General features: G+C 72.3%; 17 protein-coding genes. 9 read left to right on the forward strand and 8 right to left on the reverse strand.

What is annotated here, in order from left to right; translation table 11 throughout:
* Window positions 1-22: 22 nt before the first annotated feature.
* The 4 genes from ACIQAC_RS14955 to ACIQAC_RS14970 all read right to left on the reverse strand — a co-directional run bounded on the left by ACIQAC_RS14955 (window position 23) and on the right by ACIQAC_RS14970 (window position 5,035).
* A complete protein-coding gene (locus ACIQAC_RS14955) occupies window positions 23-736 on the reverse strand; it encodes a hypothetical protein (protein WP_402190805.1) in 714 nt (237 codons plus the stop codon).
* Between the two features lie 294 nt (window positions 737-1,030).
* Window positions 1,031-2,848, reverse strand: coding sequence for an MFS transporter (locus ACIQAC_RS14960; RefSeq protein WP_402190808.1), 1,818 nt, complete (start codon window positions 2,846-2,848; stop codon window positions 1,031-1,033).
* A 77-nt stretch (window positions 2,849-2,925) separates the two neighbouring features.
* Window positions 2,926-3,408 (reverse strand): MarR family winged helix-turn-helix transcriptional regulator, encoded by a 483-nt coding sequence (locus ACIQAC_RS14965; RefSeq protein WP_402190810.1) that lies wholly within the window; start codon window positions 3,406-3,408, stop codon window positions 2,926-2,928.
* A 64-nt stretch (window positions 3,409-3,472) separates the two neighbouring features.
* Window positions 3,473-5,035 (reverse strand): IucA/IucC family protein, encoded by a 1,563-nt coding sequence (locus ACIQAC_RS14970; protein WP_402190813.1) that lies wholly within the window; start codon window positions 5,033-5,035, stop codon window positions 3,473-3,475.
* A 102-nt stretch (window positions 5,036-5,137) separates the two neighbouring features.
* Between ACIQAC_RS14970 and ACIQAC_RS14975 the strand changes: the two genes are divergently transcribed.
* From ACIQAC_RS14975 to ACIQAC_RS14985, 3 genes are all read left to right on the forward strand, one after another.
* On the forward strand, window positions 5,138-6,640 hold the full coding sequence (locus ACIQAC_RS14975; RefSeq protein WP_402190815.1) for an IucA/IucC family protein: 1,503 nt from the start codon (window positions 5,138-5,140) through the stop codon (window positions 6,638-6,640).
* Window positions 6,641-6,750: 110 nt separating this feature from the next.
* Window positions 6,751-8,016, forward strand: coding sequence for a VWA domain-containing protein (locus ACIQAC_RS14980; protein WP_402190817.1), 1,266 nt, complete (start codon window positions 6,751-6,753; stop codon window positions 8,014-8,016).
* Window positions 8,016-8,834, forward strand: coding sequence for a hypothetical protein (locus tag ACIQAC_RS14985; RefSeq protein WP_402190820.1), 819 nt, complete (start codon window positions 8,016-8,018; stop codon window positions 8,832-8,834). The genes ACIQAC_RS14980 and ACIQAC_RS14985 overlap by 1 nt, the downstream gene beginning before the upstream one ends.
* A gap of 51 nt (window positions 8,835-8,885) precedes the next feature.
* Here ACIQAC_RS14985 and ACIQAC_RS14990 read toward each other — a convergent pair whose 3' ends face one another.
* On the reverse strand, window positions 8,886-9,512 hold the full coding sequence (locus ACIQAC_RS14990; protein WP_402190823.1) for a winged helix-turn-helix transcriptional regulator: 627 nt from the start codon (window positions 9,510-9,512) through the stop codon (window positions 8,886-8,888).
* Between the two features lie 87 nt (window positions 9,513-9,599).
* Between ACIQAC_RS14990 and ACIQAC_RS14995 the strand changes: the two genes are divergently transcribed.
* The 4 genes from ACIQAC_RS14995 to ACIQAC_RS15010 all read left to right on the forward strand — a co-directional run bounded on the left by ACIQAC_RS14995 (window position 9,600) and on the right by ACIQAC_RS15010 (window position 12,646).
* Window positions 9,600-10,808, forward strand: a complete 1,209-nt coding sequence (locus ACIQAC_RS14995; RefSeq protein ID WP_402190826.1) for a pyridoxal phosphate-dependent aminotransferase — start codon at window positions 9,600-9,602, stop codon at window positions 10,806-10,808.
* Window positions 10,809-10,828: 20 nt separating this feature from the next.
* Entirely contained in the window at window positions 10,829-11,428 is a 600-nt protein-coding gene (locus ACIQAC_RS15000) for a histidine phosphatase family protein (protein ID WP_402190828.1), read from the forward strand.
* Between the two features lie 77 nt (window positions 11,429-11,505).
* A complete protein-coding gene (locus ACIQAC_RS15005) occupies window positions 11,506-12,171 on the forward strand; it encodes a hypothetical protein (RefSeq protein ID WP_402190831.1) in 666 nt (221 codons plus the stop codon).
* Window positions 12,172-12,223: 52 nt separating this feature from the next.
* On the forward strand, window positions 12,224-12,646 hold the full coding sequence (locus ACIQAC_RS15010; protein WP_402190834.1) for an acyl-CoA thioesterase: 423 nt from the start codon (window positions 12,224-12,226) through the stop codon (window positions 12,644-12,646).
* A gap of 69 nt (window positions 12,647-12,715) precedes the next feature.
* Here ACIQAC_RS15010 and ACIQAC_RS15015 read toward each other — a convergent pair whose 3' ends face one another.
* Window positions 12,716-13,117, reverse strand: a complete 402-nt coding sequence (locus ACIQAC_RS15015; protein WP_402190836.1) for a winged helix-turn-helix transcriptional regulator — start codon at window positions 13,115-13,117, stop codon at window positions 12,716-12,718.
* A gap of 118 nt (window positions 13,118-13,235) precedes the next feature.
* Between ACIQAC_RS15015 and ACIQAC_RS15020 the strand changes: the two genes are divergently transcribed.
* Together ACIQAC_RS15020 and ACIQAC_RS15025 are read left to right on the forward strand one after the other, a co-directional pair.
* Window positions 13,236-14,675 carry an MFS transporter gene (locus tag ACIQAC_RS15020; protein ID WP_402190839.1) on the forward strand — a complete coding sequence of 480 codons (1,440 nt, stop codon included), beginning with the start codon at window positions 13,236-13,238 and terminating at the stop codon, window positions 14,673-14,675.
* Window positions 14,676-14,769: 94 nt separating this feature from the next.
* A complete protein-coding gene (locus ACIQAC_RS15025; protein WP_402190841.1) occupies window positions 14,770-15,219 on the forward strand; it encodes a spore-associated protein in 450 nt (149 codons plus the stop codon).
* A gap of 84 nt (window positions 15,220-15,303) precedes the next feature.
* Here ACIQAC_RS15025 and ACIQAC_RS15030 read toward each other — a convergent pair whose 3' ends face one another.
* Window positions 15,304-16,650: a nucleobase:cation symporter-2 family protein gene (locus ACIQAC_RS15030; protein WP_402191744.1), complete on the reverse strand. Its 1,347-nt coding sequence runs from the start codon at window positions 16,648-16,650 to the stop codon at window positions 15,304-15,306.
* Window positions 16,651-16,950: 300 nt separating this feature from the next.
* Window positions 16,951-18,330: an 8-oxoguanine deaminase gene (locus ACIQAC_RS15035; RefSeq protein ID WP_402190843.1), complete on the reverse strand. Its 1,380-nt coding sequence runs from the start codon at window positions 18,328-18,330 to the stop codon at window positions 16,951-16,953.
* Between the last annotated feature and the right edge of the window lie 14 nt (window positions 18,331-18,344).

An 18,344-nucleotide genomic window follows, 5' to 3' on the forward strand; every position in this document is an offset into this window, starting at 1 on the left:
GCCGTCACTCCGTCGGCGCGGCTCACGAGGTCCCTCCGCTGAAATCGAACCGGAACTCCAACTGCCCGTCCCCTGTGGCACCTTCGGCCGTGAGCGAGGCGCCGTCGGTGTCCAGGTCGCCGCCGAGTGTGGTGCCCTCGCCGAGGGCGTGCGGGTAGCCGCCGGGCAGTTCGCCGAGGTCGTCACGGCACGGGACCAGGGGGCTCGGCCAGTTGAGGAGGTTGAGCGCGACGGCCTCCTCGGTGTGCGGGTCGGTGAGCTGTGCGGTCAGTTCGCCGTCGTCCCACTCCATCTGCCAGTAGGTGAGCAGGAGGTCGGGATCGCGGGGGTTGCCCGCCAGGTCCTGGCTCGACCCGGTGCTGACGGCTGCCGACCAGAACGAGAGAGCGCCGGACTCGGCCGGCTGGCCCACCGCGAGCAGCATCGAGAACGGATTGTCCTCGGTGGCGCCGCCGCCGGAGCGGGGGCTGCTGAGACTCAGCGTGGCGTCCATGGAGTACGTCTCGCTCTCCACGAAGCGCCGCGAGCCGTCGGTGTTGCAGTAGTCGTAGACGTCGACGGTGACCTCCGCCGTGCCGCTGAACTCGCTTCCCCACAGCGCCTCGGCCCCGGCGGGCTCGACCGGTTCGGGATCGTCCTCGGGCGGCGGTGCCGGTGTGTCGTCCACCGTCACCGGTGTGTCGACCGGCGTCGGCTCAGTGGTGACGGGTGTCGGCGAGGGACTGGTTTCCGCCACGAGCGGCGTTGTGGACGACACGGTGGACGTCTCGGCGGAGTCGGTCGAGCCTCCCCCCGAACACCCCGTCAGCAGAACGCAGAGCAGACCTGTACTGACACCAACTCCCCCCAGTGCACGGGCATATCGCGGACCCCCACGGACGATCGACGAGAAACACACCGCTACCCCTCCCCCACCCGGGCACGCGGAGAGATGGCCCGGGACACGGAATGCTACGGTGCGCAATCAGCCAACTACGCATGATCACATCTCTGTTACCGTTCCGTGCTCCGCGCGCGGCGCACCCGGCACTCAGGCCCCGCCGGTGCGCAGCTCCGCGAGGGTGTCCGCGCTGAGTTCGCGGGGCGCGGCGCCGGGGTCGACGAGGACGACCGTGCAGGTCGCGGTGTGGGTGAGCGCGCTGGTGAAGCTGCCGTCGGCGAACTGGGCGAGCGGGCCACGCGGGGAGTTGCCCACGGCGACGACCCGGGCGCCGACGTCCGCGGCGTGCCGGGCGAGGGCGCGTCCCGCGGCGGCGTGGTCGCCGACGCTGGTGAGGAGTTGCCCGGTGGCGGTCAGGCCCTGCGCGGCGAGCCGGTCGAGATGGGCCGTGACGGCCGCGCGGCCGGTCTTCTCGTCCTCGGCGCGCGCGGACTGGCCCTCGACGACGGCGATCTGCTGGACGTGCACGACCTCCAGCGGGCTGCGGGTGTCCTGGGCGATCCGGGCCGCGGCGCCGACTACGGCCGCGGCTCGGTCGTGCGCTCCGACGGCGACGACGACCGGGTGGGCGCCGGCGGGGGTGGGCGTGCCGACCGGGACGAGCGTGGGCGTGCCGACCGGAACGAGCGTGGGCGCGTCGACGGGGACGAGCGTGGGCGTGCCGACCGGGACGAGCGTGGGCGCGTCGACGGGGACGAGCGTGGGCGTCACGGTCTCGCCCTCGCCGCCGCCCTGTTCGGCCTCGCGCAGCAGCCGGTGGCCGCTGGCGAGGACGGGGATGGCGAGGAGGAAGGTGGCGGCGCCGACGTAGAAGGGCACGCTGAGGTCGGTGGCGTCGGCGAGCCTGCCCGCGGCGTACGGGGCGAGGCCGCCGCCGATGAACCGTACGAAGCCGTACGCGGAGGAGGCGACGGGTCGTTCCACCGGGGAGACCAGCATGACGGCCTGGGTGGTGAGAGTGTTGTTGACGCCGATGAAGATGCCGCTGAGGACGACGGAGACGATCACCACGGTGGGGGTGCTGACACCGGCCGCGATGACGGCCATCACGATGCCCAGGCCGACGAGGTTCACGTACAGCACGGGCGCGGTGCCGTAGCGGGCCTGGAGGCGTGGGGCGAAGTAGACGCTGAACAGGGCGACCAGCAGGCCCCATCCGGTGAAGACCAGGCCGAGTTGGTGGGCGTCGAGCTCCATCGGGTAGGGGGCGTAGCCGAGCATGGTGAAGAAGCCCCAGTTGTAGAGCAGCGCGGTGATGCCCATGGTGAGCAGGCCGCGGTGGCGCAGCGCCCTGAGGGGCGCGAGGGGCGAGGTGGGCCGGGCGGGCTTGGGCTGGCTCGGCACGAACAGGGCAGTGGCGACGAGGGCGACGGCCATCAGGACGGCTACGCCGAAGAACGGGCCACGCCAGCTGATACTGCCCAACTCCCCGCCAAGCAGCGGGCCGACGGCGATGCCGAGGCCGAGCGCGGTCTCGTAGAGGATGATCGCGCCGCCGAAGCCGCCGCTGGCCGAGGCGACGATGACGGCCAGCGAGGTGGCGATGAACAGGGCGTTGCCCAGTCCCCAGCCCGCGCGGAAGCCGACGATTCCGTCGATCGAGCCGGAGGTGCCGGCCAGCGCGGAGAAGACGACGATCACCGACAGGCCGATGACGAGGGTGCGCTTGGCGCCGAAGCGGCTGGAGAACCAGCCCACGAACAGCATCGCCACCGCGGTCACGATCAGATAGCTGCTGAAGAGCAGGGACACCTGACTGGGCGTGGCGTGCAGGCTGTCCGCCAGGGCGGGCAGGATCGGGTCGACGAGGCCGATGCCCATGAAGGATATGACGCAGGCGAACGCCACGGCCCAGACGGCCTTGGGCTGCCTGAAGGGGCTGGCCGGCGTGGAGTGGGACGCACTCATATGGCTCTTCTTTCCGCGGTTCCGCGAAGTCGGGGAGAACTGAGCGGGTTTTCGGATGCGGTGTTCAGGCTCGGTGTTCAGATGCGGTGTTCAGGTGTGCGGGCGCCGCGGTCCTGGATGACACGGGCGAGCGCGGGCAGCGCGATACCCACGGCCGCGCGTTCGGCCTCGGTCATCTCGCCGACCAACTCGGCGAGCGCTTCGGCGACTTCGGCGCGGCGCCGCCGGATCACCTCGCGGCCGTGTTCGGTGACCTCGACGAGGACACCGCGGCCGTCGGTGTGGTCGGAGACGCGGCGCAGCAGGCCCGCCCGCTCCATGCGGGTGACGAGTTGTGTCATGTTCGGCTGCGACACCGCTTCGGCGCGGGCCAGGTCGGTGAGCCGGTACGGCCCCTCCCGGCCGACCCGGGACAGCGCGGAGGCGGCGGCCGTACTCAGCTCGCCGGTGTTGGCGCTGCGGCGGACGTACCGCACGAGCTGCTCGACGGCGCCCATGAGCCGCTCCTGCGAGCCGGCACCGCCGAGCCCGTCACCAGGCTCCACAACCCGATTGTCCATAACCCCATTATGCATTTAGATGTACAATGAATCAAGTTGTCGGCACCGCGGCACCCGGGACCCCTCAGCAGCCCCGCAAGGGATTGGGCACCGGCAGATACCGTGCGTCCGCCCCGTCCGCGCCCGTCCAGCGCAGCAGCAGATTGGTCTTGGCCGGCAGGGTCGGCGAGGCGAGCAGCGCGGGGATCTCCGGCAGCGCGTGCCGTTCCAGTTCCCGGCGGACCGCCGGCCACGGGTCGAACCCGGCGTGCCGCTCGGCCAGCGCACCCGCGATCTCCACGAGGTGGTTGACGACCAGGCAGTACACCAGCCGCTCCCAGCCCGCCGCCCGCCCGACCTCCGACACCAGCTTCACGCCCTCCGCGTCCCGGTAGAGCGCCTGCACCGGGGTGCCGTCCGCCGCGCAGGCGACCAGCGTGTTCTGAAGATGGGCCTCCAGTACGACACCGTGGTCGGCGAACGCGGCGAGGGCGGGCGGCACCACCTGGGCCAGATACGCCTCCCACCAGCGCGCCGGATCGGCGGCGCCGTCGAGCGGGCTGCCCGCGAACCCCTCCACGAGCCCGGCGGCGAGGTACGGGGTGGCGCCCGGCAGCAGATGCCCGCGCATCCCGTCCCGGGTCATGACGGCGAGTTCCTCGAAGGCGAAGTCGGCGGTGCGGTAGCCGCGGTCGCTCAGCCAGGCGGCGGGGCCCGCCGTCGCCACGAGGGCCCGGGTGGCGGCCGCGTCGGTGCGGCGCAGCTTCAGCAGGTCATGGCGCCACAGCCGGCGTACGTCGTTCGTGATGCGCACGTCGAGGCTGAACTTGAGGAACAGGTCGGCCTCGGGCGCGTACACCGTACGGATGGCGGCCGTCGGCCGGACGTCGGCGTCCGTGGTGCCGAGGCGGACGAGCCGGCCGTCGGCGAAGGCGCCGGCCAGGCGGTCGCCGACGAGGTCGAGCTGCCAGGGGTGCGCGGGGAGCAGCCGGTAGCCCGGCGGGGCGGTGCCGAGGGAGTCCAGGGCGGTCGTGTCGCCCTCCTCGGCCACCGCGTCCTCGCGCAGCCCGAGCAGGACCAGCGGGAAACGGGCGTACGCCTCGGGCGCGTACGGCAGCCAGCCGGCGGCCGGGCCGCCGCCGCGCGCATTGGGCGCCGGGTGGTGCGAGTGGCCGGTGAGCAGGCACTGTTCGGAGAGCAGGTACAGGTCGGCGGGGGGCGTGGCACGCGCGCGTGCCGTCAGCAGCGCGGCGACGACCTCACGGCTGTCGAGCATCTCGGCGGGCAGCTCGTGGTTGGACAGGCCGGTGTGCCGGGTCAGCTCCTCGGCGACCAGCGTGACCAGTCCGGCGTGGTCGAGCCGCTGCCAGTGCCCGGCCGTGAACACCTCGGGCGCCGCGGGCCGCCGCGTCCCACGCACCCGGAGCAGCCGACCGGTGCCGGGAAGGCGGTGGACGCACTCAGCCACATCCCACGGGCCCGCGACACCACCCGACACGGGTGCGCCCGGCCCGTCCACCGGTTGTGCCAGCTCCCGGAGCAGGCAGTTCAGTAGTGGTGCGGCCGCGTAGGCGTCGGCGGTGGCCGCGATGTCGGCACGGGCGGCGGGGGTGCCGGTGGGTGGGGGGATGACGTCCACGCGTTCCACTCGTTCCCTACGGTTCATTCGGGCGGGGACGATCAGTATCCCTTCTGCCGGGCCTGGCCGTGACCGCCCCGTTCGTACCACTCCTACCGGAGGAGACCACCCGTGTACCCCTCTTCACCAGCCGAAACCGAGGTGGCCGACGAGCTGGCCGCGGTCCGTCCCGACCTCGTGTCCGGGTACGCGGCGGCGCTGCCCGGCGCGCGGGCGGCCGTGCTGACCCGGCTGTGGCGCGCGCTGACGCACGAGCCGCTGCCCTGGGTCGAGCGCCGCGACCGGGACGGCGCGGGCATGACGCTCCGGCTGCGGGACGGACGGCGGCTGCACGGCCCGACCCCCGACCCGTACGCGACCGCCGCCTACGTCACGACCGTCGAGCTCGGCGGGACGGTCCACGACGACCCGGCGCGCCTTCTCACGGACCTCGCCGTACCGCACGGCGGCAGCTTCACGGCCGAAGTCGCGCACAGCTCCGCCTCGTTGGCCCTCTCGCGCGCCGCCCAGGTGCCATGGCCGGACGAGTGGCCGGTGACCGACTGGGAGTGGGAGCAGCGGGTGGTCGACGGGCATCCGTACCACCCCAACTGCCGTGCCCGGCCGGGCTTCTCGGTGGCGGAGCAACTCGGGTACGCGCCCGAGCACCGGCCGGTGGTGCAGCTGGGTCTGGTGCCGGTCCCGGCGGAGGCGGCCCTGGTCGCGGGTGACTGGCCGGACGAACTGCGCGACGGGGCGCGGGTGTTGCTGCCGGTGCATCCGTGGCAGGCGGCCCATGTGCTGAAGCGGCCGTACGGCGGCGATCTGCACGGTTTCGCGGCGCGGCCGCTGATGTCGCTGCGTACACTCGCCCTGCCCGGCGGGCCGCACGTCAAGACCGCGCTCAGCGCCCGGCTGACGTCGTCCGTGCGGGACATCTCGGTGGGGTCGGTGACGTCGTCGGCGGTGCTGTCGGCGTTCGCACAGCGTCTTGCCGAGCGGACGGACGGGCTGCTGCACGTCACGCGCACCCTGGGCGCCGCCACCGACGGCACACCCGAACTGGCCGCCGTGCTGCGGGAGTCGCCGCGGATCCACGCCGGGCCCGGTGAGCAGGTCGTGCCGGTGGCCTCGCTCACCACCACCGGCCTGACCGAATCGGCCTCCTGGCTCGCGGAGTTCGCGCGGCTGACGCTCACGGTCGGGATGCGGCTGCTCGATCTGGGCGTGGCCCTGGAGGCGCACGGCCAGAACCTCCTCGTGGTGCTGGACTCCACGGGCGCCCCGCGGCGGCTGGTCTACCGCGACCTGGCCGACATCCGCGTCAGCCCGGAACGGCTGGCCCGGCACGGCATCGAGATCTCCGCGCTGCCCGAACGGATCCTCACGGACGACGTGACGGCCCTGCGCCGCAAGCTGTTCGGCTCGCTGGTGGCCGGCACCCTCGCCGCGACCGCCGGGTCCGGACCCGCCCTGGGGGCGGCGCTCGACGCCTGTGTACGGGAGCTGCCGCGGACCCCGGACACCGGGGCGCTGCGGGAGACGGCCGTACCGGCGAAGGCGCTGACGCTGATGCGGCTGACGCCGGGGCGGACCGGCGACCAGTGGGCGGAGCTGCCGAACCCGCTTCTTTGACCGGCAGTTGACCTTTCTTGACCTGCGGTTGGGGTTCTTCGACGGGTAGTCGGGGCCGGCGGTCGCCCGTTGTTTTGGAGCGGGACACCCGGGATCAATAGGATCCGCCGATGATCACAAGACAACGGCTGGCGGCGGGCGCGTGTGTCCTGTTCGCCGCGCTGACGACGGGACTCGCCGTCCCGTCCACGGCGCTCGCCGACGAGACCACGGCCGCGGCGCCCAAGGTCAACCTGGTACTGGACGTCAGCGGCTCCATGCGGGCCACGGACATCGACGGAAAGTCCCGGATGGCCGCGGCCAAGCAGGCGTTCAACGAGGTGCTGGACGCCACGCCCGAGGACGTCCGGCTGGGCATCCGCACGCTGGGCGCGAACTACCCCGGCGACGACCAGAAGCGCGGCTGCAAGGACACCGCGCAGCTCTACCCGGTCGGCCCGCTGGACCGCACCGAGGCGAAGACGGCGGTGGCCACCCTGGCGCCGACCGGCTGGACCCCGATCGGCCCCGCGCTGCTGAAGGCCGCCGACGACCTCGACGGCGGCACCGGCTCCAAGCGCATCGTGCTGATCAGCGACGGCGAGGACACCTGCGCCCCGCTCGACCCGTGCGAGGTGGCCCGCGAGATCGCCGCCAAGGGCATCGGCCTGACCATCGACACCCTCGGCCTGGTGCCCAACACCAAGATGCGGCAGCAGCTCAGCTGTATCGCGGAGGCGACCGGCGGCACGTACACCTCGATCGAGCACACCGACGAACTCACCGACCGGGTCAACCAGTTGGTGGACCGCGCGGCCGACCCGGTGGTGACTCCGGTGGCCGTCGAGGGCGCCGAGCGGTGCGCCGCGGCACCCACGCTCAAGTCCGGTCTCTACACGGACCGCGAGGAGTTCGGGCAGCAGCGCTGGTACCGCGTGGACGTCGAGCCCGGCCAGGAGGTGCGCGCCTCGGTGAGTGTGTCGGCCGACCGCGCGGTGAACCCCGCCTACGGTGTGCTGCTGCGGGCCGTGACGGTCCACGGACGCGAGATCGTGCGCGGCGAGGCGGCGGGCAACAACCGTACGGATGTGATCTCCACGGGCCTGCGCTACCCGAAGGCCGAGAGCGACACCGACGAGGAGGTGGTCGCCGAGACGGTCTGTCTCCAGGTCACCCACTCGTTCTCCGCGGCCTCCGGTGTGCAGACCACGCCAGGGCTGCCGCTGGAGCTGACCGTGGACGTGGTGGACGGGCCGTCGCCGGCGGACGACGTGGCCTCGTTCGGTCTCGGGCGCGGCTGGTGGCTGCTCGCCGCGCTGGTGCTGACCGGTTTCGTCGCGGGCCTGCTGTGGGGCTGGGTGTCCCGCTGGCGGGTCGCCGTCTGGAGGACCAACTGATGCGTATCGCACGAGTGTTGAGCGGTGCCGTGCTGGCGCTCGGACTGGCCGCGGGTCCCGCGGCGGCCGACACCACCCCGTCCGCGAACGCGTCGGAGGACACCGGCGCGCCCACCGAGGCGGGCACGTCGTTCCGTACGGCGACCGAGCTCGACCAGGGGCAGACGGGCACCGCGGACGGCTCCGCGGGCGACTACCTGTACTGGTCGTTCCCGGCCGACACGGGCCGGCGCCCGACCGTCACCGCCACGGTGAAGCTGCCCGACTCGCATGCCGCGGAGACCTGGCAGATCGACGTCTACGACGGTCTGCGGCGCCGCCAGGCCTGCCAGTACGGGGCGCAGACCCGGACCGCCGGGCCGGGCGCGGCCTCGGTCGAACTGGCCTGCACCCTGCGGACCGTGCGCGCCTGGTCGGAGCCGTGGGCCAACGACCCGCTGCCGGGCACGTACTACGTCCGGCTCACCGCGACCGGGCTGCCCACGGCGGACCTCGGTCTGCCGGTGAGCGCCGAGGTGCGGGTGGACGCCAAGGACATCGGCGGTTCCGCGGCGGTCGACGGCTCGCTCGCCGAGCCGCTGGTGCCGGGTGTGGCGGTCGCGGCGGACCCGTCCGGGGAGAGCGGGAGCTCCTCCGCGGAGGGCGAGGACTCCTCCGAGGTCACCGTGCTGTCCGGGATCGAGCCGGAGGACGGCTGGGCGTCCGGCTGGTGGTCGGACCGGTGGGTGTGGACCGCGATCGGCGGCGCCCTGGCGGCGCTCGCGGGGGTGGGCGGATACACGTTGACGCGGGGTTCGGGGCGTCCCCCGAGGGTGTGACGTACCGTCGGTCCGCCGGAAGGCCCGCCCCGTGCGGGCCTTCCGTCCGTCTCAACCCTCGCGCAGCGCCTTCGCGAGGGTGCCGTCGCCGGTAACGGTGACCCGGCCCGCCCGCACGGCGCCGGCGACGGTGGTCTCCCCACGCGCGATGGCCGTACAGGTCCCGGTGTCCAGCTCCAGCCGGGCGTCGGGTTCGCCGGGAGCGGGCCCGTCACCGTAGACGGGACCGTCCTGCGCACCCAGCCACAGGTGGAAGTCCCCCTCCTCCAGGCGCACTTCGACCAGGCCCTCGCCCTCCAGGGCCCGGGTCAGCGGCAGGGCGAACCAGTGGGCGCGTACCGCGTCGGTGGGCCGCCGCTCGCCCAGTTCGGCCTGGCCCCACGCCCCCAGCGCCTGGAGCACGGGGAGCAACTCGCGTCCCCGGGCGGTGAGTTCGTAGACATAGGCCGCGCCGGGCGGGGGCAGCCGGCGGCGGGTGCTCAGGCCGTCGCGCTCCATGTCCTTCAGCCGTGAGGCCAGTACGTCCGTGCTCACGCCGGGCAGGTCCGCGTGCAGGTCCGTGTAGCGGCGCGGACCGGCGAGCAGCTCCCGGACGATCAGCAGGGTCCAGCGGTCGCCGACGGCGTCGAGCGCGCGGGCGGCGGAACAGTACTGGTCGTAGCTTCGGCGTGGTGACATGCGGCGCAGTCTAGACAAGTTGTTGGACTTTCCAAGCGGCTACTTGGTAAAACCAAGCAAGCACAGTTACCGGAGGGGAAGCGGCGCATGGAGTTCCGGCAGTCGAGCAAGCTCAGCGAGGTCTGTTACGAGATCCGCGGTCCGGTGATCGAGCACGCCAACGCGCTGGAGGAGGCGGGGCACAGTGTGCTGCGCCTCAACACCGGCAATCCCGCGCTCTTCGGTTTCGAGGCGCCGGAGGAGATCGTCCAGGACATGATCCGGATGCTGCCGCAGGCGCACGGGTACACCGACTCGCGCGGCATCCTCTCCGCCCGCCGCGCGGTCGCCCAGCGCTACCAGACACTGGGCCTGGAGGTCGACGTCGACGACGTGTTCCTCGGCAACGGCGTCTCCGAGCTGGTCTCCATGGCCGTACAGGCACTGCTGGAGGACGGCGACGAGGTACTGATCCCGGCCCCCGACTTCCCCCTGTGGACGGCCGTGACGACCCTCGCCGGCGGCAAGGCGGTGCACTACCTGTGCGACGAGCGGGCCGACTGGTACCCGGACCTGGACGACATGGCCGCGAAGATCACCGACCGCACCAGGGCCGTCGTGATCATCAACCCCAACAACCCGACCGGCGCGGTCTATCCGAAGGAGATCGTCGAGGGCATCCTCGACCTCGCCAGGCGGCACGGCCTGATGGTCCTCGCCGACGAGATCTACGACCAGATCCTGTACGACGACGCCGTGCACCACTCCGCCGCCGCGCTCGCGCCCGACCTGGTCGTGCTGACCTTCTGCGGACTGTCGAAGACGTACCGGGTGGCGGGCTTCCGCTCGGGCTGGCTGGTGGTGACCGGGCCGCGGCAGCACGCGAAGGACTATCTGGAGGGCCTGACCATGCTGGCCTCCATGCGGCTGTGCGCCAACGCGCCCGCCCAGTACGCGATCCAGGCCGCGCTCGGCGGCCGCCAGTCCATCCACGAGCTGACCGCGCCCGGCGGCCGGCTCCACGAACAGCGCAACGTGGCCTGGGAGAAACTCAACGAGATCCCGGGCGTGTCCTGCGTCAGACCCAAGGGCGCGCTGTACGCGTTCCCACGGATCGACCCCAAGGTGCACAAGATCCACGACGACGAGCGGTTCGTCCTGGACCTGCTGCTGCGCGAGAAGATCCAGGTCGTCCAGGGCACCGGCTTCAACTGGCCGGCCCCCGACCACTTCCGCATCCTGACCCTGCCCCACGCGGACGACCTGGAGGCGGCGATCGGCCGGATCGGCCGCTTCCTCGGCGGGTACCGCCAGTGAGGGGCTTCTAGCCTGGGTCCATGGGTGACCTGTTTCTGGTACGGCACGGTGAGACCGCGTGGTCGCGGTCCGGGCGGCACACCGGGCGGACCGACGTACCCCTGACCGAGCGCGGCCGGGACGAGGCACGCGCGGTCGTGCCGCTGATCCGCTCGCACCGGATCGGGGCCGCGTTCGTCAGCCCCCTCCAGCGCGCGCGGGAGACCGCCGAGCTGATCGGACTGCACCACCCGCGCGTCGACGCGGACCTCGTGGAGTGGGACTACGGCGGCTACGAGGGCATCACCACGGTCGACATCCAGCGGGAGCGGCCGGGCTGGTTCCTGTTCTCGGACGGGGTGGCGCCCGGACCGCCGGAGCGCCCCGGGGAGAGCGCGGAGCAGGTGGGCGAGCGCGCCGACCGGATCCTGGCCAAGGTCGACGCGGCGTTCGCGAACACCGAGGGCTGTGTGGTGCTGGTGTCCCACGGGCACTTCCTGCGCGTCCTGACCGCCCGCCGGCTCGGGCTGCCGCCCGCGGACGGGGCGCTGTTCCAGCTGGCCACGGGCGCGGTGTGCCGACTGGGCACCGAGCACGGGCGGCCGGTGATCGCGGGATGGAATGTCAGACCCGGGTCGTAGTCTTCGATCAGGTCGCCGCAGGCCCCGGCAGGGCGCTCGGACACGGCGTCCGGACCGGGGCCCGGGAGGAGCACGTCATGACACGACCGCCCACCGCAGCGCAGCGCCGTGTCATCGACGCCGCCGACCCGGTCACGGGACGCCTGCGGGGTACGGAGAGCCAGCTCGCGGCGCTGGTCAAGCGCGGGCTCGCCTTCCGGCACGCGCGCCCGCCGCACGACCACTTCCTGACCCCGGCCGGGCACCGCGTACGGGAGACGCCCGCGGCCGAACCGGCCGGCCCGGAACCGGCCCAGGTCCCTGCGCCGCGGGTCCCCGCGGCCTCCGCCGACTCCGGGGTCTTCGCCGCGCGGGTGGGCGGCGAGGAGGATGCGCCGGACGCCGGGTCCGCCTCCCGCGGACGCGAGGTGCACAGCGCCTGGCAGGGGCTGCTGGAGCTGCGCCGGATGACCAACACCGACGGCGCGACGGACCGGCCGTGCGGCTGGGAGCGGGCGCATCTGGTACAGGCGGCGGCGCTGGCGCTGGAGGCGGCGGGACACCGGCCGGCCAACGGCCCGGGTGACTCCGGCTACCGGGTGCGGGCCACCCCGCAGCCCGATTCCGTCGCCGTCCACGAGCCGGACCCGCAGGCGCTGCGGGCCTGCGCGGCGACCCTGGAGAAGGCGGGCTGGCAGCCGGGCGAGTACACCGACCCACGGACCAGGGCACGCTACCTGCTGGCCTCTCCGCGCCGGACGTGAGCCGCATGCCAGGATCGCGGAACAGAAGCGTCGACGACGACAAGGGAATGCAGTGAGCGAAGAGTTCTCCGTGCCGGTGACCGTCCGCGGATACGAGACCGATGTGCAGGGCCACCTCAACCAGGCCGTCTATCTCAGCTACGGCGAGCACGCCCGCTGGGAGCTGCTCCAGGCGGCCGGTATCCGGCAGGCCGCCCTGACCGCCGCGGGCCTCGGCCCGGTGGTGCTGGAGACGACGATCCGCTACCGCCGGGAACTTCTCGCGGGCGACGAGGTCGAGGTCACCTGCGCCTTCGACTGGCGGGAGGGCCGGACGTTCGGAGTACGGCAGACGATCCGCAAGGCGGACGGCACCGTGGCCGCCGAGGTGCTGGGGGTGGGCGGGCTGCTCGACCTCAAGGCCCGCAAGCTGGTCGTGAACCCGCAGGACCACTTCAGGCGGCTGGCGACCGAGCCGGGCGTGATGGGCCTGTAGCGACCGCAGGGCCCGGCGCCGGCCCGACTGGCCACCGTCCGGGATCCCGGCGCTCCCCGGGCCGGGGCGTCACGCGTCGACCGGCTCCGGAGCGTGCTGCTCGTCGTACGCCGCGCGGGCCTCGGCGACATACACGCGGTTGCGCTCGGCCCAGTCGGTCAGCCGCTGCAAGGTATCGTGCAACTCCCGGGCGACCGGCGTGAGTTCGTAATCGACGCGCGGCGGCACCGACGGATGGACCGTGCGGACGACCAGGCCGTCGCGCTCCAGATTGCGCAGGGTAAGGGTCAGCATGCGGCGGCTGATGCCCTCGATGCCCCGCTCCAGTTCCGTGAAGCGGATCGGGCCGTGCGCGGCGGCGACCAGGATCTGCACCGCCCATTTCCCGGCGACCCTGTCAAGAACCTCGCGGACCGGGCACGCGTGCGCGTTCACGACCTGCGAGGTAACACCGGTGTTCCTCTGGGACATCGGACTGCCTCCTTACGCCGCCCTCCATGGTCACTCAGCATGTTCCCCGTTACAAGAAGTGCACCTGGGGCACTTTCCGGTCCCGGGTTCCATGGAGATGTCGCGGAGGCCCCCAGTCATGTCGTCCCGGACCGAGTCCCCGGCGAGCGCCCCGGCGCCGTCGGCGCAACGAACGTACTCCCGTTGGGCCGCCCTGGTCGTCCTGTGCGCGGGCACGCTGATGACGATCCTGGACGGCAGCATCGTGACGGTGGCGATGCCCGCCATCCAGAGCGACCTGGGATTCAGCGCCCCGGGGCTCGCCTGGGTCGTCAACGCCTATCTCATCCCCTTCGGCGGGCTGCTGCTGCTCGCCGGGCGGCTCGGCGACCTAGTGGGCCGCAAGCGGATGTTCACCACCGGGCTGGTGGTGTTCACGGTGGCGTCGGTGCTGTGCGGGGTGGCCACGAGCCAGGGCATGCTGATCGCGGCGCGGGCGCTTCAGGGCGTGGGCGGGGCGATGACGGCGGCGGTGGTCCTCGGCATGCTGGTCGCGCTCTTCCCCGAGCCACGTGAACAGGCGCGCGCGATCGCGGTGTTCAGCGCGGTCGGCGCGGCGGGCGGCGCGCTCGGCACCTTCCTCGGCGGGGCGCTGACCGAGGCCCTCGACTGGCACTGGATCTTCCTGATCAACCTGCCGATCGGGGTGGTGGCATGGCTGGCGGCGGCCCGGATCCTGGCCCCCGACCGAGGCGCCGGGCTCGCCGGCGGGGCGGACTATTTGGGCGCGGCACTGATCACCGGCGCGCTGATGCTGACGGTGTACGTGATCATCGACGCGTCCGGCACCGACACCACGGTCACCCTGTCACTGACCCTGCTGGCGCTCGCCCTGTTCACGGCGTTCGCCGTCCGGCAGGCCAGGACCGCGCGCCCGCTGCTGCGGCTGCGGCTCTTCCGGTCCCGGCTGCTGACCGGGGCGAACGCGGTGCAGATCCTGATGATCGCGACAATGTACGGCTTCCAGTTCATCGGCGCGCTCTACCTCCAACGCGTCCTCGGCTACGGCGAGTTGCTTACCGGCACGGCGTTCCTGCCGGCGCCGATCGCGATCGGTGTGCTGATGCTGGGTCTGTCGGCCCGGACGGTCGGCAGGTTCGGGGCGTACCGGGTGCTGCCGGCCGGCCTGGCGCTGATCGTGGCGGGGATGGCCCTGCTGAGCCGGGCGCCGGTGGACGGCTCGTACGTCACCGACGTACTGCCGCCGCTGCTGCTGCTCGCCGCCGGGTTCGCCGCGGCAATGCCGGCGCTGACCGGGCTGGCGATGTCCGGGGCACGCGCGGAGGACGCCGGGCTCGCCTCGGGGGTGTTCAACACCACGCAGGTGGTGGGCGGTTCACTGGGCCTGGCCGTGCTGTCGACGCTGGCGGCGAGCCGTACGGACGGACTGCTCGCCGGGGGCACCGAGGTGGTGGCCGCCACCGCGGAGGGATACCAACTGGCGTTCCGGACCGGGGCGTTGCTCGCGGCGGCGGCGCTGGTGCTCGCGGCGGCGATTCTGCGGAAGCCACAGAACTGAGTGCGGAAGCCACAGAACTGAGTACAACCATTCGCGCACCCCGCGGGTCACACCACTCAGGAGCAACTACCCGCAATGTGCACCAGGGGGAAATATGCGATATGTACGTTCCGTGCTGTCCGCTGCCGCGTTGGCGGCCCTGACCGTGGGGACGACGGCGGCCCTGACCGCGCCTGCCTCGGCCGCACCCAACACCACCCCGCAGAAGGTCTGCGGCAGCAGCTACAAGACCGTCAACTCGGCGGCCGTCGGCTCGCTCGGCACCGTCTATCTGACGTACAACGCGTCCAACGGCAAGAACTGTGTGGCGACGATCCGCAACACCCCGGGCGCCGTCCAGGAGATGTCCGCGTGGGTCGGCGTGCCGGACACCGGTGAGTACGACGAGGACTACGGCAACTACACGTCGTACGCCGGACCGACCTACGTCTACGGCAAGGGCCACTGCGTGGACTGGGGCGGCCACATCAAGAACGTGCACGTACAGGTGACGGGCACCAACTGCGGCGCCCTGAAGGAGAACCGGGTCACGTTCGTCCGCTGACCCGGCACGGCACCACGGCCACAACCGGCCCCGGCAGGGCTCCTCCTGGGAGTGCTGCGGGGGCCGGTGCCGTGGTGGCACGGCTCAGGACGGGGCCGGGGTCCGGTTCGGTGGGCCGGTGAGTTCCTCGCCCGCCTCCATGGGGTGGGTGACGTCGTGGGCGTCGTTGTCCTTGCCGAGGTGGTTGAAGACGAAGTTGAGCAGGACCGCGGCCACGCAGCCGGTGGAGATGCCCGAGTCCAGGACGATCTTCGCGGTCTCGGGGAAGGCGTGGTAGAACTCCGGCGCGGTGATCGGGATGATGCCGACGGCCAGTGAGACGGCGACGATCAGTACGTTGTTGTCCTTGTCCAGGCCGGCCCTGACCAGGGTCTGGATACCGCTCGCGGCGACCGAGCCGAAGAGGACGACGCCCGCGCCGCCGAGCACCGGGCGCGGGACGACGGCGATGAGTGAGGCGGCCATCGGGCACAGGCCCATCAGGACCAGGAATCCGCCGCCGGTGGCGACGACGTACCGGCTGCGGATCTTCGTCATCGCGACGAGGCCGATGTTCTGGGCGAAGGCGCTGCACATGAAGCCGTTGAAGAGCGGGCTGATCGCGGAGCCCAGGGTGTCCGCGCGCAGACCGGCCGCGATGGTCTTCTCGTCCGCGGGGCGGTCCACGATCTCGCCGAGGGCCAGCATGTCGGCGGTGGACTCGGTCATCGAGACGACCATCACCACACACAGCGAGACGATCGCGGCGATCTGGAACTGCGGTGCCCCGAAGTGGAACGGAGTGGGGAAGCCGATCACGTCCGCGTCGGCGACCGGCCCGAAGTCCGTGACGCCGAACGGGATCGCGACGAGGGTGCCCGCGACCAGGCCGAGCAGGACGGCGATCTGTTTGACGAAGCCGCGGGTGAAGCGGCGCAGGACCAGCACGATGACGAGGGTGGCGCCGGCGAGTCCGAGGTTGGTGGTCGAGCCGAAGTCGTCGGCCGCCGGGTCGGGGCCCTGGGCCCAGCCGAAGGCGACCGGCAGCAGGGATATGCCGATCAGGGTGATGACCGTACCCGTGACCACGGGTGGGAAGAACCGGACCATCCTGCTGAAGAAGGGTGCCGCGAGGAAGCCGAGGAGTCCGGCCACGATGACCGCGCCGAAGATGATCGGCAGCGCGTCCGACTTGTCGTCCGTGGACGCGACGACGGCCGTCATCGGGGCGACTCCGGCGAAGGTGACGCCGTTGACGAAGGGCAGCCGGGCGCCGATCTTCCAGATGCCGATGGTCTGGAGGAAGGTGGCGAGACCGGCGGTGAACAGACAGGCGCCGGTGAGGAAGGTGAGTTCGGTGGCGGACAGGCCGATGGCCGCGCCGACGATCAGGGGCGGTGCGACGACGCCCGCGTACATGGCGGCCACGTGCTGGAGACCGCTCGTCGCCATCTTCAGCGCGGGGAGCTTCTCGTCGACGGGGTGGACGGACGGGGTGGGGCGGGGGGACTGAGCGGGCTGCGCGGGTTGGGCGGACACTGCGGGCTCCTCCGGTCGGTTACGCGGCACTGTTGCCGCGGGTGTCAGGGAGGTGGATCGATGCTGGTCGTGCGGGACCGGGGACGGAGCGGGGGTGACCGGTCCGGGGCGTGCTGCATCCAGCACGCCCCGGATACGGCCGCCGTGGAACCCGTCTCCGGGTCCGCGGCTGCCGGCCGGGAGCCGTCCCTCCCGGCCGGAGTCCTCAACTGCTCAGCCCTGCGCGGTGATCCGCGCGAGCCGCTGTGCCTCGGCCCGTGTGGAGCGGGCGACTGCGTCCTCGTCGACGGTGAGCAGCCGGCCGTCCTCGACGATCTGCCGGCCGTTCACGAAGGAGGCGGTGACCGGGGCGGCGGCGCCGAAGACCAGTGCGGTCACCGGGTCGGCGATCGAGGCGTGGGCGAGTGTGTCGAGCTTCCACAGCACCAGGTCGGCGAGCTTGCCCGGTTCCAGGGAGCCGGTCTCGGCGCCGCGGCCGAGGACCTCGGCGCCACCGTGGGTGCCGAGCCGCAGGGCCTGGCGGGCGTTGAGGGCGGCCTCGCGGTGGGCGCCGAGACGGTTGATGAGGAGGGCGTTGCGCAGCTCGGTGTGGAGTTCGCCGGACTCGTTGGAGGCGGTGCCGTCGACGCCGAGGCCGACCGGGACGCCGGCGGCGAGCATGTCGGGGACGCGGGCGATACCGGCGGCGAGGCGGGCGTTGGAGGACGGACAGTGGGCGACGCCGGTCCTCGTGCGGGCGAAGGCGGCGATGTCGGAGTCGTTCATGTGGACGCAGTGCGCCATCCACACGTCCTCGCCGAGCCAGCCGGTGGACTCGAAGTAGTCGGTCGGGCCCATGCCGAACAGTTCCTTGCAGAACTGCTCCTCCTCGACGGTCTCCGAACCGTGGGTATGCAGCCGTACGCCGAGGCGGCGGGCCAACTGGGCACCCTCACGCAGGAGTTCGGTGGAGACGGAGAACGGGGAGCAGGGCGCGACGGCGACCTGGGTCATGGCGTCGAAGGAGGCGTCGTGGTGCTCCCCGACGGTCTCCTCGGTGGCGGCGAGCGCGCCGTCGAGGGTCTCGACCGCGAAGTCCGGGGGCAGTCCGCCGTCCTTCTCGCTGCGGTCCATGGAGCCGCGGGCGAGGGTGAAGCGGACGCCGGTCTCGCGGGCGGCGCGGATGATCGCGCCGGAGAGGTCGCCCGAGCCCCGCGGGTAGACGTAGTGGTGGTCCATGGCGGTGGTGACTCCGCCGCGGGCCATCATCGCGAGCGAGCCCTGGGCCGCCGCGTAGACCATCGGCTCGTCGATCCGGGCCCAGGTCGGGTAGAGCGCCACCAGCCAGTCGAACAGGTTGTGGTCGGTGGCCAGGCCGCGGGTGATCCACTGGTAGTAGTGGTGGTGGGTGTTGACCAGGCCCGGGGTGACGAGGTGTCCGGAGGCGTCGATACGGCGTACGACGTTCTCCAGGTCAGCGGGGGCCCTGCCCGCGCCGAGCGCTTCGATGCGATGGCCGGCGATGACGACGTGCCCGGAGGCGTACTCGGTGTCCCGGGCGTCGACGGTGGCGATCGCGCAGTTCTCGATGACGATGCGCTGGGCTGCTGCCATGGTTCGGTCCTTTT

Origin of the sequence: Streptomyces sp. NPDC088387 (genome assembly GCF_044753385.1) — a bacterium.
Classification (GTDB): Bacteria; Actinomycetota; Actinomycetes; order Streptomycetales; family Streptomycetaceae; genus Streptomyces.

What these genes read in the sequence shown, in the direction of transcription:
- ACIQAC_RS15005 (WP_402190831.1), top strand. Translation starts at nt 11,506, where the DNA reads ATGACACGACCGCCCACCGCAGCGCAGCGCCGTGTCATCGACGCCGCC.
- ACIQAC_RS14960 (WP_402190808.1), bottom strand. Translation starts at nt 2,848, where the DNA reads ATGAGTGCGTCCCACTCCACGCCGGCCAGCCCCTTCAGGCAGCCCAAG.
- ACIQAC_RS14965 (WP_402190810.1), bottom strand. Translation starts at nt 3,408, where the DNA reads ATGGACAATCGGGTTGTGGAGCCTGGTGACGGGCTCGGCGGTGCCGGC.
- ACIQAC_RS14995 (WP_402190826.1), top strand. Translation starts at nt 9,600, where the DNA reads ATGGAGTTCCGGCAGTCGAGCAAGCTCAGCGAGGTCTGTTACGAGATC.
- ACIQAC_RS15020 (WP_402190839.1), top strand. Translation starts at nt 13,236, where the DNA reads ATGTCGTCCCGGACCGAGTCCCCGGCGAGCGCCCCGGCGCCGTCGGCG.
- ACIQAC_RS14980 (WP_402190817.1), top strand. Translation starts at nt 6,751, where the DNA reads ATGATCACAAGACAACGGCTGGCGGCGGGCGCGTGTGTCCTGTTCGCC.
- ACIQAC_RS15030 (WP_402191744.1), bottom strand. Translation starts at nt 16,650, where the DNA reads ATGGCGACGAGCGGTCTCCAGCACGTGGCCGCCATGTACGCGGGCGTC.
- ACIQAC_RS15035 (WP_402190843.1), bottom strand. Translation starts at nt 18,330, where the DNA reads ATGGCAGCAGCCCAGCGCATCGTCATCGAGAACTGCGCGATCGCCACC.
- ACIQAC_RS14985 (WP_402190820.1), top strand. Translation starts at nt 8,016, where the DNA reads ATGCGTATCGCACGAGTGTTGAGCGGTGCCGTGCTGGCGCTCGGACTG.
- ACIQAC_RS15025 (WP_402190841.1), top strand. Translation starts at nt 14,770, where the DNA reads ATGCGATATGTACGTTCCGTGCTGTCCGCTGCCGCGTTGGCGGCCCTG.
- ACIQAC_RS15015 (WP_402190836.1), bottom strand. Translation starts at nt 13,117, where the DNA reads ATGTCCCAGAGGAACACCGGTGTTACCTCGCAGGTCGTGAACGCGCAC.
- ACIQAC_RS15000 (WP_402190828.1), top strand. Translation starts at nt 10,829, where the DNA reads ATGGGTGACCTGTTTCTGGTACGGCACGGTGAGACCGCGTGGTCGCGG.
- ACIQAC_RS14990 (WP_402190823.1), bottom strand. Translation starts at nt 9,512, where the DNA reads ATGTCACCACGCCGAAGCTACGACCAGTACTGTTCCGCCGCCCGCGCG.